We start from the raw sequence: 15,466 nt of genomic DNA on the forward strand, positions 1-15,466 counted from the left end.
TCCTCCCTAAAATGAACTCAGCAGCAAATCCGAAACAAATTCAGCCGCATTTTTAATTTTTTGAACTTTCTCTGGCTCTTTCGGGGAAAATCTAATTCGTACAGGGAACTCTACATGTGTCATCCCCGTGGTTTTAATAACCTCAGATGTGCTTTGCACCGTCATGTTTGTTCCATTCAGATAATCCTGAATGACTTCAATGGCTTCACCACTCCAGCCGTAGGAGCCAAAGGCTGCAGCAAGTTTACCTTCCAGATTCATATTGTGCAATTCTTTCAGAATGTTCTCCAGGTTCCCAATCATGTCCGCGTATTTAGTGGAGCTGCCAATAAAGACCGCGTCCGCTGACGTTATGCTGTTCAGAATATCGGTGGCACTACTTTTATCTGCATCCCAGACCTCTGTCTCTATATTATTTTCCTGCAAGCAATCCTGTATGATTTTGGCCATCTTCTTGGTACTGTTTTTGATGGTGGTATATACGATGGTTGCCTTTTTTCCTTGCGTCGTTTCACGGCTCAATGTGGCGTACATCCCGATATATTTACGTATGTCCTTCCGGATCACAAACCCATGGGAAGGAGCGATCATCCGGATCTCAAGATCCTTAACAGCCTCTAACAGGGTTCTTACATATCTTCTGTGAGGATGAATAATTGCTGCGTAATAGCCCTCGAAATCTTCCGTAATATCAAACCCGGCTTCATCGCTGAATAGATTCTCCACCGCAACATGCGTGCTGAAAATATCACAAGGAAATAAGATTTGATCTTCGATACAATAGGTGATCATCGTTTCTGCGGTATGGAGATACGGTGTTTCTTTAAACAGCAGCGTTTTCCCGCCAATATCCAGCTTATCTCCGTCTTTAACCACCAGGAAGTTCCGGCTATGAAGCTTGTACATTTCCTGCAATTCGGGAACAGCAATCTCGGTGCATACGATCGTGGCATTTGCAGCCTTGGCAGCGAGAGCTGCCAGTCCACCAGAGTGATCAGGCTCTGTATGATTAATTACAATGTAATGGATATCTAGAAGATCAATCATTTCACCCAGGCACTCGGCATATTCACGTCCGAATTCCATATCTACGGTATCAATGACAGTTGGCTTACCTGTTTTTAATAAATAAGAATTATAGGTAGTTCCTTTTGCCAGAATCAGGCGGTGAAATGGAACCTGGCGGTTATCGATTTTGCCTATCCAGTAAGTATCCTCGGCGATTTTTTTGAATTGTGTACTCATTTCTTTAACCTCCAATGTTTGATTGATAATGTTTATCAACAACCTTATTTTATTATGGCTGCCAAACAAAAAAGAGGATTTGAATCAAATTATAAAAGTTTGAAAAAAATGAATACCTTAAATTTAGACGATCTAAATAAAGTGATTATGCGTTGAGTCACATTTTAAATAAAAAGCCACACAAATGTTTGCACTTCGCCTTAAAGAAAGAATAACCCATAACAACTTTATGCCATATCCTAATGAAAATAATAAAAAGGTGGATATCCATGACTGAAATACAAATAGCTGCTGTGGGAGATCTAATGGTCAAACGTTATATTATTTCGGATGCTAAACAGCCTGACGGAACCTATTCGTTCTGCCCCCTGTTTGCAAAAGTAGCTCCTTATCTGAAACAGGCTGATTTGACGATTGGCAATCTCGAAACCACCTTTGCTGGAAGCGGCCCCGAATGCCGGAAAAGTCCCCGATCAGGCGGTCCGATATTCAAATGTCCAGACGAACTGGCCCCTGCACTTAAGGAAGCCGGATTCGACGTATTAGTAACGGCCAACAATCATTGCATGGATTATGGTGCCCCGGGTCTGGTTCGGACGTTACGAGTTCTGGACCGTAATGGAATCGACCACACGGGAACAGCTAAATCATTAGAAGAATCCAAGAGAACGCTTATTAAAAACGTCAAAGGAATTACGATTGGCATCCTCTCCTACACAGCAGGAACCAACCGAATTCCTGTACCAGTGAGTAAGCCATGGCTGGTTAACCGGATATCTACGCCCAAGATTATTCGGGAGATTCGAGATTTAAAAAAGAAAGTCGATCTAGTCTTGCTTTATCTGCATTTCGGAAGCGAATATCGTTACACTCCAAACAAGAGGCAAAAAGAGCTGGTCAATCTCTTCTTTAAAAATGGCGCCGACATCATACTGGGGTCTCACCCACATGTTCTTCAACCGTTAGCGCTTCGTGGAAAAAAACAATTCGTTATTTACTCATTGGGGAATTTTGTTTCGACTAAACTAATGAATATTCCTTATACACAAAGCGGTATCATTCTTACGCTTAAAATAAAGAAGGATGAAAAAGGACACACGAGTATAACTAACGTAGGTTACATCCCGACTTGTGTAGATCGAAGAATAAAAAGCGGCAGGAAAATTACAGAGATCATCCCCATCCGCGACGCATTAAAGAGAAGCGACACCGACATAAAAACAGAACGACGAAATCTCATGAATCGAATGTTGAAACATACGACAACAATCTTAAAGAGGGAATAGAGTCGTTACAGAAAAATAACGTTCCGCGGAATTTACCGCGGAACGTTATAGATTTAGACCTCAAAACTGTGTTTGGGTTTAGCGTAAACGATCAGGCATCATTAATTTAAGGAATTCTAGAATACCATTCTCTACTACAAGTTCTTCTCTATCTTGATCAGCAAGTACTCTTCTGATGAGATCTTCTTTACCCTCCAGTACTTTACTTGTCCAATGAGGATCAATGATAAGAGAGCGTCCTACTGCTACTAATTCAGCATTTGTCAACGTGTCCTCTGCGTCCTGTTTGGTACGGATATCTCCTACCCCAATTAAAGGTATACGGCCATTGATTTTCTCATGCACATATTGCAGGATTGATTTTTCTTTAAAATCTTCTGATGCAGATACTTTCTTGAAGTCCCCTAATGAAATATGCAGATAATCCAGCTTTTTATCAGCTAATTTATCAATGAGATAAAAGGTATCGGTGATTTTAATTCCAGGCTCTTCATATTCTTCTGGAGAAAAACGATACCCGACAATAAAATCCTTAACCTTTGAATTGTCAACGACAGCAATAACTGCATCCACTAATTGGTTAATGAAATTAAATCTTTTCTCTAAGCTTCCTCCCCATTGATCTTCACGACGGTTGGAGTGTGGAGAGAAGAATTGTTGGATTAAATATGTGTTTGCTCCATGAATTTCTACCCCGTCAAATCCAGCTTGAATAGCACGTTGAGTCGCTTTTTTAAAATCCTCAATTACACCGAAAATTTCATCTTCTGTTAATGCTCTTGGAATTTCTGCATTCGGGCGTTCGGCAGCAATGGCGCTGGAGGAAACGGGTTGTACGCCACGCAATATTTTTGAATCTGTCATTCTTCCTGCATGGAATAGCTGTAAAATAGCCTTTGTTCCATTTCGTTTAATAGTAGATGCTAATCGGCTGAGGCTAGGAATAAATTCATCGGAGGAAACACTAAGTTCACCTTCCCATCCTTTTCCACCCTCTTGTACATTTGCTGCCGCAGTGATGACCGCACCTACTTCGCCCGTTCTTAGCGAATAGTATTTCAATTCATCTTGTGTTACTACACCGTCATAAAAGCTCATTCGCGTGGTCATTGGAGCCATAACCACTCGGTTTTTTAATGTCAGCCCTCTGCGAAAAGTTAATGCTGTGTCTAGTGCTATCATCTTTTTCCCAACTTTCATTAAATTATATTTAGATAAATTATTATATACATGCGCATACATATAAATTACAGCAATGATTTATTCTTGTCAACTAATAAAGAACTGCTGTTGGATACAACAAAAAGCGCTGTTCCGCTGAACAGCGCTTTTCGCTCGTTATGAATCGTCCTTATTATTCTAGTTCGGCCGGTTTTACAATGGCTGCACCTTTATTATTTTTGGAATATTTAGCTTCGATTTTCGTGGTGTATGTATCTTTGGCTCCATCACTTACCAGCACATAACTCAGATCGACTATCAGCTTTTCCGTTTGCCAGGTCTTAGTATTGACGAATAATTTCCACGTTACGCTTTTGGGTTGAACTGTCTCTCCATCCCAGAGGTTCTCCTGGTCATAGAGTTTGATTATCCCCTTAGCTGCTGTCGGATCGGTTACCGTGAATTGTAAGACTGTTTGTGCGCCAGCAGTGCTGACTTTCATGGATTTTTTATAACTTTTGACCGAATCAAGCATGGAAACAGGATCGTATTGGCCTTTAGAGTAAAAGGCATCCCATTCCGTTTTCTCCAGTCCAAGCCAATATTGTGCATCAGGATCGATTGGCTCCCCGTCATCGTCGTAACCTTCATCTTCAGATTCATCGATCAGTTCACTTCCGTCTACAAGATAGTAAAACTCCTTGTCATTGGCATATAGACTGTACGATGTTTCTAAAAGACTACTAGCGACAGTGCCTGCTGCGGCAAAATTCGGCAGACGGTTGATATCCAGCTTCAGAGTGTTGGTGTTGCTGATACGCACCCCGCCGCTTTGAATATCCTGTTTTTTGGTCACATCCAGATGGAAATTCTTTATTGCTTTGGAGGCTGCCGTTACTTTGCTGATCATCTGATCCGCGGTTACTACTGTTGAGGTAGCTGCTGACACTACTCCTGGATTAGACATCCATCCGATCGTTCCGGACAGCAATAAAGCACCTACTGCCAAACTAGTACCTATTGTTTTGAAAAAACTGTTCATGTACTTCCCCTTTCGGCCCCTTGCGATAATGTAACGCCGTATAGGTCGAAATAATAAAAGAGCTCAAAATAGACTACATATTCTTAGAGCTATCCTTTATGCTTCATAAGACATCCCTATGGCGGCCTGGCGATCATTTCCTTCTGTCGAAAGGCTTTAGACCCATGGCTTTGTGTCATCATCTTTCGATGATTTTACCTTTAACGCGGACATTCAATTAGTTTTAATAGATTACGGACGCATGTCCCACCGCTAATTTTATCATGGTTATAATTACCTGTAAACGACTTATCTTCCATTCGAATTCGCTATGATACTCAGAAGAAATACTACAATCAAAATGAAAAATGAACGATTACATACGCTTATAAGTCTTATTAATGAGAACAGTAAAGACAGGGGGTGCAGCAAAATGAGTGACCGGGAAATTTTCGAGCTCTATAAAGAACAAGTATATTATTTTTGTTACTACTTAATGAAAAATCAGGCAGATGCGGAGGATATTTCCCAAGAGGTATTTGTAAAAGTTATCTTAGCGGATAAGTCGAAGGTAAGAAACTTGAAAGCTTGGATTTTACGAATTGCTTCGAATGAGTGCAACAGTGTGATCAAAAGGCGTAAGACGGGGTGGATGAAAGAAGTACGTAATTATTTACTATCCAGGTCTGAGGAATCAAACCCTGTAGAAAAACGTTTGGATCGACAGGAAACTAAAAAAGAATTACAAGGGTTATACAGTCAGCTTTCCGACAAAATCAGAATGGTAGTAGTCCTTCGTTTTATAAACGAATTGACTGTACCCGAGATCTCTAAAGTTATGAGCATACCCGAAGGAACTGTAAAATCCAGACTGAACAAGGGACTTAAAATACTAAATAGAATGGGTGGAACCCAACTAAAGGAGCTGAATAGTAATGAGTCTGTATATTGAAAAAGATAAACATATTCCCCGACCGGATTATGATTTGATGTGGACTGCCATAAAACAAGAAGCTTATACACGTCAAAGAAATCTGCATGCCTCCCAGAATACTCCTAGGTCTAATAAAAAGGTTATTCCTATCAGTATTGTCTTCTCTTGCCTCTTACTTGTAGCCATTCCTGTATTCGCTAGTATGACGATTAATTGGGATAAAATTGGTGGTCGAAGTGTGAGCAATGCATTAAATAACGGCATCGGTCAACAGTATAATCTTCAAACTTCCAGTTCAGGAGTAACAATGAATTTGAACGGTGTTGTAACTGATGGAGAAAAAATGAAAATGCTGTTATCACTTGATACTAAATCTGATCTATCCAAATATACTGGATTTGCTACAGAGGAAAACATCATGACTAATGAATCCGGTGCCAAGGCAAAGGTATACGGTTATTTAGAATACGATCCTGAAAGCCAGAAACTCATTGGAGTATATGAGACACCTGATACATTAAAGGATGATAAAAAGGACTACAGGTTTGAAGCACGGAATCTCATTTTTTACCGTGATCAGAATATTCCCTTACAATCTAATCATCAAGCAGGGGATACTATCGATACTGGAGTTAAGCAATATCCAAGCATTCAAATCGAATCCGTTCGACAGGTTTCCAATCAAACCATTATCCGTTACAAAGTCGCTGCATCACCATCTGACTTAGGACGGGGTAATCCACATTTGGTAGTTAGTACTGGTGGTCAAAAGAATGAAGCAATTCCAACCATCATGCCTAACGAAGGATCGGATTTATTTATTGAACAGGTTTTCAATATAACTGAATCAGATTGGAAGGAAGCTAGTCTTCATTTTAGTTACATTGAAGAAGCGAAACGATTTTCAGGTACGTGGAAGTTCGATTTTAACGCAGATGGAAAAAAAGCAAGTGAGGCGATTTACACTAAGAAACTGTATAACAGTCCTGAATTTCAAGAAAAGACCGGTATAACCTTAGATCAGCTAGTGGTTACCCCTTTGGATATCCAAATTCTAATAGATGAAAATGATTCGCTTAAAAAAGGAATTGTCCACTATAATACCGCTCAGTTGGTTATAGGTGATCAAACAATCACTGGGGGTTGGAATTTGAAAGGAGATCATTCCGAAAGCTACCAGCATTTATTTCAATTCGAATCTCCGGAATGGTATAACGACTGGTCCGATGTTCCAATGAAACTTATATTAAAGGATGCTGTCATTGAGAAACGTGATACTACTAAGAATTGGATCACTATAAACAAACCTAAAGAAGAAAAGCAGTTCACTTCACTTGATGTCGATGGGTTAAAAATTGAATTCACTTACTATACTGAGGGCGAAAATTTGATTGTCGAATCAACATCCAAATCTTCTGGCTTCAAAAGCGTTAACCAAACTACGTTACGGATTAATGGCAAAGAAGTGGTGCCTGAAATTACACCTAAGGGCATGATATCTACAGGAACTAATATTGATAGCTACAAAGATATCCCTTTCGACGAAAAAATCGAACTGAACCCTGGTATCTATAAATATAGCGATCCTAGCCGGAACGAGGAAATTAAACTTTAATGCAGGAAGTTAATCTATGTCCCGCCCTTTCTAGTTAATCCTAAGGGCGGGTTATTTATGGATAAAATCATTTCTGTTTAGGTATCTCTTTTATTTCCTTCACAACAAAAAAAGCATAGAACGGACTCAAGTCCGCTTTATGCTTTCCATTATTAAGATAAACAATATTTAACCAGCGCATCTCGCACACCATGCTCGTTGTTAGACCCCGTGACAGCATTCGCTGCCGCTTTGACCTCAACCGGAGAATTATCCATCGCAACGCCCATACCCGCGTATGTAAGCATAGAAATATCATTAAAATAATTACCGATCGAAAGAACTTCCTCTTGCGGAATTCCCAGCTTCACAGCCAGATTCTTTAAGGCGTTGCCCTTGGAGGCTTCCGGATGCATCAAGTCAACGAAAAATTCACCACTGCGCAAAATATTGTACTCATGGGTCCAAGTACGCCATTCACGTTCAGCTTCGTCAAGGATTTCTGGTTGTGTAAATACAGTAAACTTAACAACCGGTTCACGGAAATCTTCCCATGCTGGCAGTGTAGCCGGCACGATACGGAAGTGTTCATACATATAATTGGCTTCTTTGGTCAGGTTTTCTACATTATCTACATACATATCAAAAGCCGTATTCACATCATAATGAATATCATGCTTTCTACAATAATCAATATAAGGGTCAAGACCACGAGCATCCATACCGTATTGATGCAGCACTTCCCGATCTTTCACACGAACCGTAGCAGCTCCATTATGACCCAGCACATAACCAGACAGCCCCATTTCCTCCATAAAAGGAATCGAGTTCTGCGGACTGCGGCCGGTACATAACACGATTTGTCCTCCAAGACGTGTAACCTCAGCAATGGCTTCTTTATTCTCAGTGCTCAAGTGGTGATCATCATTCAACAGTGTACCATCTACATCTAGTGCAATCAGTTTGTATCTCATACTCCCACCATCCTTGTCTTTCTTTTTCTATATATATTGAACCTGGCTATTTGAGTTAAGTTTCAGTCGCAACTGCGGTGAATATTTGGACTTCCAGCCGCTGTTGTTTCCAGATTTCTTGATTTATACCGTTTACTAGTGGTTGAAATCCGGAAACAAAGGCGGCCGCTATCGCTCTTACAGTTCCAAATTTCCCCTCCGCCACTCCATTCCCTTATCCCAAGTTTCCAAATTCAATTTATATACCATTTTTTCTCTATATTATTTTTCTGATGCTTCTGTACTTAAGAGTGCCAGTTCCTCTAGCGTAAGTTCACGACTAGCTCCCAGTGGCAGGCTTTCATCCAGCTTCAATTCTCCCATAGATACTCGTTTCAGAAAAGTGACTTTTTTGCCGACAGCTTGGAACATTCGCTTCACCTGGTGAAACTTTCCTTCTGTGATGATCAGCGAAATATGTGAGATTACTTTACTGCCGCGTTCTCTTCCCAATATAGTTAGCTGTGCAGGTAAAGTAACATATCCATCTTCCAGCTCGACACCTGCCGCAAAAGCCGCTACATCGTCTGCATCTACGTCTCCCTCAACTGTTGCTTCATACGTCTTAGGGACATGCTTGCGTGGCGATAGTAGCTCGTGAGCAAGCTTTCCATCATTGGTGAGCAGAAGCAGCCCTACTGTGTCCTTATCTAACCTTCCTACAGGAAAAGGTTCAAACTGTACATATTCCTGCTTTAAAAGATCCAGAACGGTCCGATCCCGCTTGTCCTCTGTTGCCGACAGAACTCCCGGTGGCTTATTCATCATAAGATAAATAAATTCACGATAGGTAACAAGCTCGCCGCCAACCACAATTTTATCGTGATAAGGGTCTACATGAAATCCACTATCCTTGACGACTGCACCATTCACGGTAATTAAACCTTGCTTGGCTTGTTTACGAATATCGCTGCGTGATCCTACCCCCATATGGGACAATACTTTATCTAAACGCTGCTTTTTTGCAGTTTTCCCTGATAGGCTCATTCTTACATCCACCTCCAGCCTGCGGGATATTCATTCTTGAGCACACCGTCCTGCCACTTCCCCCAGCCTGCACTATAACCATCTATGCAGACCAGTACGTATCCTTTTTGGGTAGTTCCTATTTTAATAGAGAGACGTTCTTGACTAATCAACAATGTCTCTCCTTTAAGATAGGAAATAGCCTCATTACTCGTACTGGAAAGTGAGACACTTCGGCAGCTCTCTTCAGGGTGTAACGCGGTAGCCATTGGATGTCCTGGGATAAATCTGCCGTTACGGACATGTCCTACATACCATCCTGGACGAATCGCCTTTAATCCATTTAATCTTTCCTTAGGTAGTGGGGAGATGTACAGATGATCACCGAAGAAAATCGGATACCCTTTTGGCTCCCAGCCAAGCTGGTCTTTTATAAAATCTCCATATGCAGCTAAGGCTTGCTCTTCTCCTGAACCTTGACGGCCACGTTCAGCGCCAGCAGCAGATTTATTAGAGAACTTACCTTCTTTCCCTCGTCTGGCTTCTGGTTTGTTTGCGGATTTAATATGAGCAGTGCCTTTTTTATTCGTATTCCGTGTAACTGCACTCAACTTAACTTCGGCTTGATCACGTTCCTCTGCAGATACCTTTGGCCCCACATGCTGCAGCACAGCCATGAAATGTCCTTCACCTTTTACTTTATGCGGCCATAGTCTTGCTGTCCCTGATAGTTCTCCAAAACCAGGAGCAAATGAGCCAGTGCCTCCAACTGTAATCACCGAAAACTGTGGATGTTCAGAAATAAACTCCGCTATAATTTCTTCATTTTCTTCTGTAGCAAATGTACAGGTTGAATAGACAAGTGTACCTCCCGGTGCCAACGCTGTTGCAGCAGAACGTAAAATATCCCGCTGCATGGCAGCATATTTGGCAGGTGTACCTGAATCCCACTGCTTCACCATGTCTTCGTCTTTACGGAACATCCCTTCACCTGAGCAAGGAGCATCAATCAAGATTTTGTCAAAATAAAGCGGGAATGCCGCTGCAATATGATCTGGACTTTCGTTTAATACGATACCGTTGCGCACCCCATATAGCTCTAGATTTTTGGCTAAGGCTTTCGTGCGTTCTGGATGAAGATCATTGGTAACCAACAAGCCTTCTCCTGAGAGCTTGGCAGAAATCTGTGTGGATTTGCCCCCAGGTGCAGCGCATAAATCAAGGACACGATCTCCTGGCTGTACATCAAGCAGTTCCACAGGTGCCATAGCGCTTGGCTCTTGAATGTAATACAATCCCGCGTGATAATGTGGATGTTTACCTGGTCTGGCCCCATCCTCTGTATAGAATCCGGTTGGACACCACGGAATGGGTTCCAGCTCTAAAGTGGAAAGAGCTTGCAATTTCTCCACTGAAATTTTCAAGGTATTAACACGAACGCCTCCGTTAGGGGTCTCCTTGTACGAATCCGCAAATTGATTATAATCCGTTCCCAGCAAGTCCATCATACGCTCGCTGAAAGAACTGGGCAGTTGTGCCGCCATGATGCCGTCCTCCTGATAGTACTGCTAAAATTTAGGTGTTTAAAGATTCAAGGAACACCCTTACGGGTGTCCCTTTGGCAATACTCATTTATAGAGGATCATTATTAACGATGAGAAGAGGTCGGTCTTTGAGGACCTCGTCGTTGAGGATTATTCGGTGTGATCACCTCAGCCGCAGAGTTCACTTCATCCGCTAGACCTTGATCAATGATTTCTATAGTCAGATCATAATAAGAAAATGGCTGCTGCTCACACGACTCCATGCGGCGAACATAATCCTTCACTTCCACCACTAGCTTAGCCAAATTAATGCCGAGTGTCACTGCTGAATATTCTTCCAGCTTGGCAGCAGCCCCGCTTAGCATAATCGTTGCACCACGCATATTATTATTGCGGCAATGGTACAACCCAACAGCTACTTGGAGAAGTGCTTTGTACAATGGGTCGCGTTGCTTGGCAAGCCATAGCTCTTCGAGCACCTCGTGACATTCGAAATAATCCCGGTCACGATTAAAGTACACTAGATACGCCAAGTACAACGGATCATAAGCCATCCGGCAAACTATCCTTTTTAGCTGCGGAGAGAAGTCCCCGTACATGATCCAGAAGCTCCTTCATCGCTTCCATGTCCTGAGCCTGCCATATTTCGTTAAATCGAGCCTGAGTATCTATAGCCTCATTCACCAAATGATAGAAATACAATTGATGAATAGATTTGAGAATTTGAGTCGTCATATTCGAGTTTTCCTCGAAGGTCTTTTGCGCTTCTAGGATTTCATCACGAATACTGGACATTTCGCTGTCCAAGATGGAGGCTGCTTCAGCTGCGGTTTTCAGGCGCACTCGCATTTCATCCGGCAAGCTTTCCCGATATTTATAATTCAGAGAGTGCTCTATGGTTGCCCAGAAATTCATAGCTAGTGTACGAATTTGGATCTCTGCGAGCACTATTTTTTGTCCCAGAGCTGTCTGCACAGGATATTTAATAATCATATGAAAGCTGCGATACCCGCTCTCTTTATAATTGGTGATGTAATCCTTCTCATACAGGACTTCAAGATCCTTACGAGCCCGGATATATTCGGCCACTCTGCGGATATCCTCCACAAACTGGCACATAATCCGGATCCCGGCTATATCTTCAATGCCTGTCTCCAGATCCTCCATCTTCACATTCAGGCGCTTAGCCTTCTCCAAAATGCTTGACAGCCGCTTTACACGACCAGTTACGAATTCAATCGGCGTGTATTCCTCTCTTTTCTTCAACTCCGAACGCATTGTTTTGAATTTAACTTTCAATTCTTCCACAGTCTGTTCATATGGAAGCAAAAAAGTTCCCCAGTCCCTGCCGTCCATCGCCTTCGTCCTCCTGTCCTTTCGACTCCTTCAATCAGTGATGATCAGCACCCACTGCTTCAGAGATATGACTGAATCCGTCCCGCCGTAAGAGCTGCCGTAATCCGGCATGCAGCCTGCGGTTAACCTCCGGTCCTTCGTAGATGAGTGCTGTATAAATTTCGACCAGACTTGCGCCTGCTCTTATCTTGTCATACGCATCCTGACTGGTGAATATGCCCCCTGAACCTATGATCGGCATCTTCCCTTCAGTCTGGCGATAAATCCTACGAATGATTTCCGTTGACCGGTCACGAAGTGGCTTACCGCTTAATCCACCTGTCTCATTAGCCTTTTCATGACTAAGTCCATCCCGGTTCAATGTAGTATTCGTAGCAATAATACCATCCATACCAGCTTCTGTCAGTGATTGAACCATATACTCCAACTCAGAGTCACTTACATCTGGAGCAATCTTAACCAACAAGCTCTTATTCAGGCCTGTGGCTTTACGCTGAATCTCCATTTCTTCCTTTACTTGTGCCAGCAGGAACGCTAATTCGCTGCCATGCTGGAGACTGCGCAGCCCCGGTGTATTTGGTGAGCTGATATTGACCACAAAAAAATCACCGTACGGATAAAGCGTACGGATACACTGACGATAATCTTCATGAGCCGCTTCATTACTAGTTATTTTATTCCGTCCAATATTTACTGCTATTGGAACTCTGCGATTTTTTAATTTTTTTAGACGCTCTGCCATAGCGTCAGCCCCTTCGTTATTGAAGCCCATACGGTTGATCAGAGCTTCATCAGAGGGAAGACGGAACAAACGCGGGCTATCATTACCCGGCTGACCCTTAGGGGTAACCGTCCCCACTTCCATAAATCCGAATCCGATCGAAGAGAATCCAGAAACGGCCTCGGCATTCTTATCCAAGCCTGCTGCCAGTCCAACTGGAGTCGGAAAATGTATGCCAAACAGATCAACTGCTAAATCTGCCGTTTCAGGAACGCCATACATTAAACGCAATGCCGCGCTTCCCCCTGGAACTGATGATGATTTATCCAATCCACCTATGACGAGATGGTGAGCCTTCTCAGGGTCCAGCTTAAAGAAAATTGGTTTACCAAAATTACGATACAACACCGTTCTCGCTCCTTAAGGGGTACTTCACTAATCCACGTGTCTACCCGATTCTGTAGGTTTCTTCTTAATTTTAGCCTTTTCTTGAACAAAAGAAAAGCATTTTACCCTGTAAGTGTGCAGAGAGCTTAACCCAAAGTATAGTAATTTTCTTGTAAACGCATTACAATATAGGGGTAATCAGCGATTAAGAGAGAAAGAAGGTATGCTGGATGTCAACTAAACGTAAACCACCAACTTTGCAGCAAAAGAAAGAAGAAGTTAATCGTAAAGCGCTAATGTGGATCGGCGTAAGTTTAACTTTACTAATTCTTCTCATCATCGTTCTGTTTATAGTTGCCGGGAACTAATTCAGCCAGTGGTATACTTTGTGGGGGTTGGTCTGATCATATGGAGCAGCAGGGTTGAAGCGTTTCGCCGGCAGCAGCTGCTTGTCAGGCAGAACCCCTTTACTAATCACCACTTTTGTTCCTTTTGGAATCATAGCGAATAGTTCTTCCACATCTTCTCGACTCATCCGAATACAGCCAAGGGATTCATCCTTGCCGACACTTTCTGGCTCATTGGTGCCATGAATAGCATAATTACTATCTGAAAGTTGTAGTCCGCGGCTTCCGAACTCCCCATTATCATGACCGTTTGGATTGACCACTTTATCTGTAATGATGAAATTGCCTTCCGGAGTCTTGTCTCCCCCAAGCCCTACCTCATAATTTCGTAGAATAACAGAGCCGCTGACTACTGCCAAGCGGTGTTTTTGTTTATCCACAATCACTCTAAGCGGCTGGTCAAAAAAAGGAACGCCCTTTCCACTACTTCCACTCTCGCTTAACGCCGTCGGTATGCCCATTCCCGCCTCAGCAGTTGAGCTTGGAGGCTCACCCGCAACTTCCGGTGTACCCAGTGCCTTAGCAGTTGCTATTTCCTTAAGAGATTTGAACTCACGTTTCATAACTGGTGTCGTCCCGCCAATCCAATTTTCCGGAAAAGGTCTGGTCAATTCCGCCAGAGAAGCCGGAAGCTTGCCTTTATGATTCTGATAAGACCTCATTGCACTCCATAATGTAGCTAGCTCCTCTTGATCCCCCTGCCACTTAGCTGCATCCACCGCAAGTTCCCCTTGCTCTGGCGGTTCGCATGCACATGCCGCTGGATCATAGGATTGGTATACCAACCGTCCGTTCCCATTCTTCTGCAGTGTGGAATTAAGCGGAAGCTTCTCTTTCCACAGCAGCCACTTCCCTTCCCGCTCCATGCCCAAAATAGCAGCTTGAAACGGTTCCTCGCGCATTAGCATAGTTGCCATCAGCTTCCCTGACGAAGCCGAAGCTCCACTCTCTTGCGCTGTATACATCATTTTTCGTGCCTCTAGAACGGGTTCCTTCTCAACATCTTTTTGATCAAGCGGATCTTTAACTTCAGAAGTAACCGTGTCTTGGACCGTATCCTGATCTCCCGCAATATCTAGACCCGGAGCCACAGCCGATGGCACCATAACCAGTAATAGAAGCATCAGCCCAAGCATAATGTAGCGGAATCTTTGCTGCCTTCGGTCCCGCTGGCGGCTTGCCTGAAGCAGCCCTTCCTCATATTCCCGTAGCGTTTCCGCAGGCACCTTACTATGCTCGAAAGCTTCATATACTTCTCCAGCCTGATTGAAGCAATAGTTAGCTTTCCCCTGTTGACCGTTCTTATAGTATTCCTTACCCAGCAAGTACCATGCCATCTTATTGTCTGGATGCATCTGTACATATGCTTTGAGGTGCTGAGAATTTTTCATCGGAACCTCCGAAATTTTATAATTCCTTCCTACATTAATATCGGTCAGACATCGCAAAAAAGACATCCCTAGCTGAACAAAAGTTCGCGAGAGATGTCTTTATGTTGTGCTAGAAGTTACAAAATCCCGGCTAATTAGCCCTCTTTGTTAAAAGGCTCATCCGCAATTTTAATAGAGTCGGTTGGGCATCCATCACAAGAATCCTGGAGATCATCAAACAAATCATCCGGAATCGCTGTGATGCCGTGGTTTCCGTCATTTTCATAAATAACTTCTGCCAAACCTTCGTCATCGTAATCAAAAATATCAGGAGCCGTTGCGCCACATGCACCGCAAGCGATACAAGTGTCTTTTTCGACCCAAGTGTACTTAGCCATTTTATCTCTGCCTCCCGTTGAACAATACAGCGCTGTTGTACCAGCGTCTTATATTTTCTCATA

General features: G+C 42.8%; 15 protein-coding genes and 1 riboswitch. Of the genes, 4 read left to right on the plus strand and 11 right to left on the minus strand.

What is annotated here, in order from left to right:
* Positions 1–6: 6 nt before the first annotated feature.
* Entirely contained in the window at positions 7–1,245 is a 1,239-nt protein-coding gene (locus tag MHI15_RS26550; RefSeq protein WP_036689344.1) for an FprA family A-type flavoprotein, read from the minus strand.
* A gap of 269 nt (positions 1,246–1,514) precedes the next feature.
* Here MHI15_RS26550 and MHI15_RS26555 point away from each other — a divergent pair, with 269 nt between their 5' ends.
* Positions 1,515–2,531 (plus strand): CapA family protein, encoded by a 1,017-nt coding sequence (locus MHI15_RS26555; protein ID WP_341165093.1) that lies wholly within the window; start codon positions 1,515–1,517, stop codon positions 2,529–2,531.
* 78 nt (positions 2,532–2,609) lie between these two features.
* Here MHI15_RS26555 and MHI15_RS26560 read toward each other — a convergent pair whose 3' ends face one another.
* On the minus strand, positions 2,610–3,731 hold the full coding sequence (locus tag MHI15_RS26560) for an NADH-dependent flavin oxidoreductase (protein ID WP_254848841.1): 1,122 nt from the start codon (positions 3,729–3,731) through the stop codon (positions 2,610–2,612).
* Positions 3,732–3,885: 154 nt separating this feature from the next.
* Entirely contained in the window at positions 3,886–4,734 is an 849-nt protein-coding gene (locus MHI15_RS26565; RefSeq protein WP_076301216.1) for a DUF6612 family protein, read from the minus strand.
* A gap of 117 nt (positions 4,735–4,851) precedes the next feature.
* A riboswitch (cyclic di-GMP riboswitch) is annotated at positions 4,852–4,943 on the minus strand.
* Between the two features lie 203 nt (positions 4,944–5,146).
* On the opposite strand from MHI15_RS26565, the gene MHI15_RS26570 reads away from it, so the two are divergent.
* Both MHI15_RS26570 and MHI15_RS26575 read left to right on the plus strand, forming a co-directional pair.
* Positions 5,147–5,665, plus strand: a complete 519-nt coding sequence (locus MHI15_RS26570) for an RNA polymerase sigma factor (protein ID WP_340034284.1) — start codon at positions 5,147–5,149, stop codon at positions 5,663–5,665.
* On the plus strand, positions 5,649–7,262 hold the full coding sequence (locus MHI15_RS26575; RefSeq protein WP_341165094.1) for a DUF4179 domain-containing protein: 1,614 nt from the start codon (positions 5,649–5,651) through the stop codon (positions 7,260–7,262). The genes MHI15_RS26570 and MHI15_RS26575 overlap by 17 nt, the downstream gene beginning before the upstream one ends.
* Positions 7,263–7,414: 152 nt before the next feature.
* On the opposite strand, the gene MHI15_RS26580 is transcribed toward MHI15_RS26575, so the two are convergent.
* The 6 genes from MHI15_RS26580 to MHI15_RS26605 all read right to left on the minus strand — a co-directional run bounded on the left by MHI15_RS26580 (position 7,415) and on the right by MHI15_RS26605 (position 13,249).
* Entirely contained in the window at positions 7,415–8,215 is an 801-nt protein-coding gene (locus MHI15_RS26580) for a Cof-type HAD-IIB family hydrolase (protein ID WP_036689337.1), read from the minus strand.
* A 261-nt stretch (positions 8,216–8,476) separates the two neighbouring features.
* Positions 8,477–9,241 carry a pseudouridine synthase gene (locus MHI15_RS26585; protein WP_341165095.1) on the minus strand — a complete coding sequence of 255 codons (765 nt, stop codon included), beginning with the start codon at positions 9,239–9,241 and terminating at the stop codon, positions 8,477–8,479.
* A 2-nt stretch (positions 9,242–9,243) separates the two neighbouring features.
* The gene (locus tag MHI15_RS26590; protein WP_076140926.1) at positions 9,244–10,764 is read right to left on the minus strand and encodes an RsmB/NOP family class I SAM-dependent RNA methyltransferase; all 1,521 of its coding nucleotides are present in this window, start codon (positions 10,762–10,764) and stop codon (positions 9,244–9,246) included.
* 104 nt (positions 10,765–10,868) lie between these two features.
* Positions 10,869–11,318: a DUF309 domain-containing protein gene (locus MHI15_RS26595; RefSeq protein ID WP_340034281.1), complete on the minus strand. Its 450-nt coding sequence runs from the start codon at positions 11,316–11,318 to the stop codon at positions 10,869–10,871.
* On the minus strand, positions 11,308–12,120 hold the full coding sequence (locus MHI15_RS26600) for a GTP pyrophosphokinase (protein ID WP_036689325.1): 813 nt from the start codon (positions 12,118–12,120) through the stop codon (positions 11,308–11,310). The genes MHI15_RS26595 and MHI15_RS26600 overlap by 11 nt, the downstream gene beginning before the upstream one ends.
* Positions 12,121–12,154: 34 nt before the next feature.
* Complete coding sequence (locus MHI15_RS26605; RefSeq protein WP_076130115.1) at positions 12,155–13,249, minus strand: quinone-dependent dihydroorotate dehydrogenase; 1,095 nt, start codon at positions 13,247–13,249, stop codon at positions 12,155–12,157.
* Positions 13,250–13,458: 209 nt separating this feature from the next.
* Between MHI15_RS26605 and MHI15_RS26610 the strand changes: the two genes are divergently transcribed.
* A complete protein-coding gene (locus tag MHI15_RS26610; RefSeq protein WP_167348489.1) occupies positions 13,459–13,596 on the plus strand; it encodes a hypothetical protein in 138 nt (45 codons plus the stop codon).
* Here the strand turns inward: MHI15_RS26610 and MHI15_RS26615 are convergent.
* Positions 13,593–15,026 (minus strand): L,D-transpeptidase, encoded by a 1,434-nt coding sequence (locus tag MHI15_RS26615; protein WP_076280960.1) that lies wholly within the window; start codon positions 15,024–15,026, stop codon positions 13,593–13,595. The two genes, MHI15_RS26610 and MHI15_RS26615, sit on opposite strands and share 4 nt — an antisense overlap.
* 134 nt (positions 15,027–15,160) lie before the next feature.
* Entirely contained in the window at positions 15,161–15,403 is a 243-nt protein-coding gene (locus MHI15_RS26620) for a ferredoxin (protein ID WP_036689316.1), read from the minus strand.
* Between the last annotated feature and the right edge of the window lie 63 nt (positions 15,404–15,466).

This window comes from Paenibacillus sp. FSL H7-0918 (assembly GCF_038007025.1).
In the GTDB taxonomy this organism is placed as follows: domain Bacteria; phylum Bacillota; class Bacilli; order Paenibacillales; family Paenibacillaceae; genus Paenibacillus_AQ; species Paenibacillus_AQ odorifer.

Coding starts and splice junctions, on each gene's coding strand:
- MHI15_RS26590 (WP_076140926.1), bottom strand. CDS start 10,764: ATGGCGGCACAACTGCCCAGTTCTTTCAGCGAGCGTATGATGGACTTG.
- MHI15_RS26595 (WP_340034281.1), bottom strand. CDS start 11,318: ATGGCTTATGATCCGTTGTACTTGGCGTATCTAGTGTACTTTAATCGT.
- MHI15_RS26600 (WP_036689325.1), bottom strand. CDS start 12,120: ATGGACGGCAGGGACTGGGGAACTTTTTTGCTTCCATATGAACAGACT.
- MHI15_RS26550 (WP_036689344.1), bottom strand. CDS start 1,245: ATGAGTACACAATTCAAAAAAATCGCCGAGGATACTTACTGGATAGGC.
- MHI15_RS26555 (WP_341165093.1), top strand. CDS start 1,515: ATGACTGAAATACAAATAGCTGCTGTGGGAGATCTAATGGTCAAACGT.
- MHI15_RS26620 (WP_036689316.1), bottom strand. CDS start 15,403: ATGGCTAAGTACACTTGGGTCGAAAAAGACACTTGTATCGCTTGCGGT.
- MHI15_RS26560 (WP_254848841.1), bottom strand. CDS start 3,731: ATGAAAGTTGGGAAAAAGATGATAGCACTAGACACAGCATTAACTTTT.
- MHI15_RS26565 (WP_076301216.1), bottom strand. CDS start 4,734: ATGAACAGTTTTTTCAAAACAATAGGTACTAGTTTGGCAGTAGGTGCT.
- MHI15_RS26615 (WP_076280960.1), bottom strand. CDS start 15,026: ATGAAAAATTCTCAGCACCTCAAAGCATATGTACAGATGCATCCAGAC.
- MHI15_RS26580 (WP_036689337.1), bottom strand. CDS start 8,215: ATGAGATACAAACTGATTGCACTAGATGTAGATGGTACACTGTTGAAT.
- MHI15_RS26570 (WP_340034284.1), top strand. CDS start 5,147: ATGAGTGACCGGGAAATTTTCGAGCTCTATAAAGAACAAGTATATTAT.
- MHI15_RS26585 (WP_341165095.1), bottom strand. CDS start 9,241: ATGAGCCTATCAGGGAAAACTGCAAAAAAGCAGCGTTTAGATAAAGTA.
- MHI15_RS26575 (WP_341165094.1), top strand. CDS start 5,649: ATGAGTCTGTATATTGAAAAAGATAAACATATTCCCCGACCGGATTAT.
- MHI15_RS26610 (WP_167348489.1), top strand. CDS start 13,459: ATGTCAACTAAACGTAAACCACCAACTTTGCAGCAAAAGAAAGAAGAA.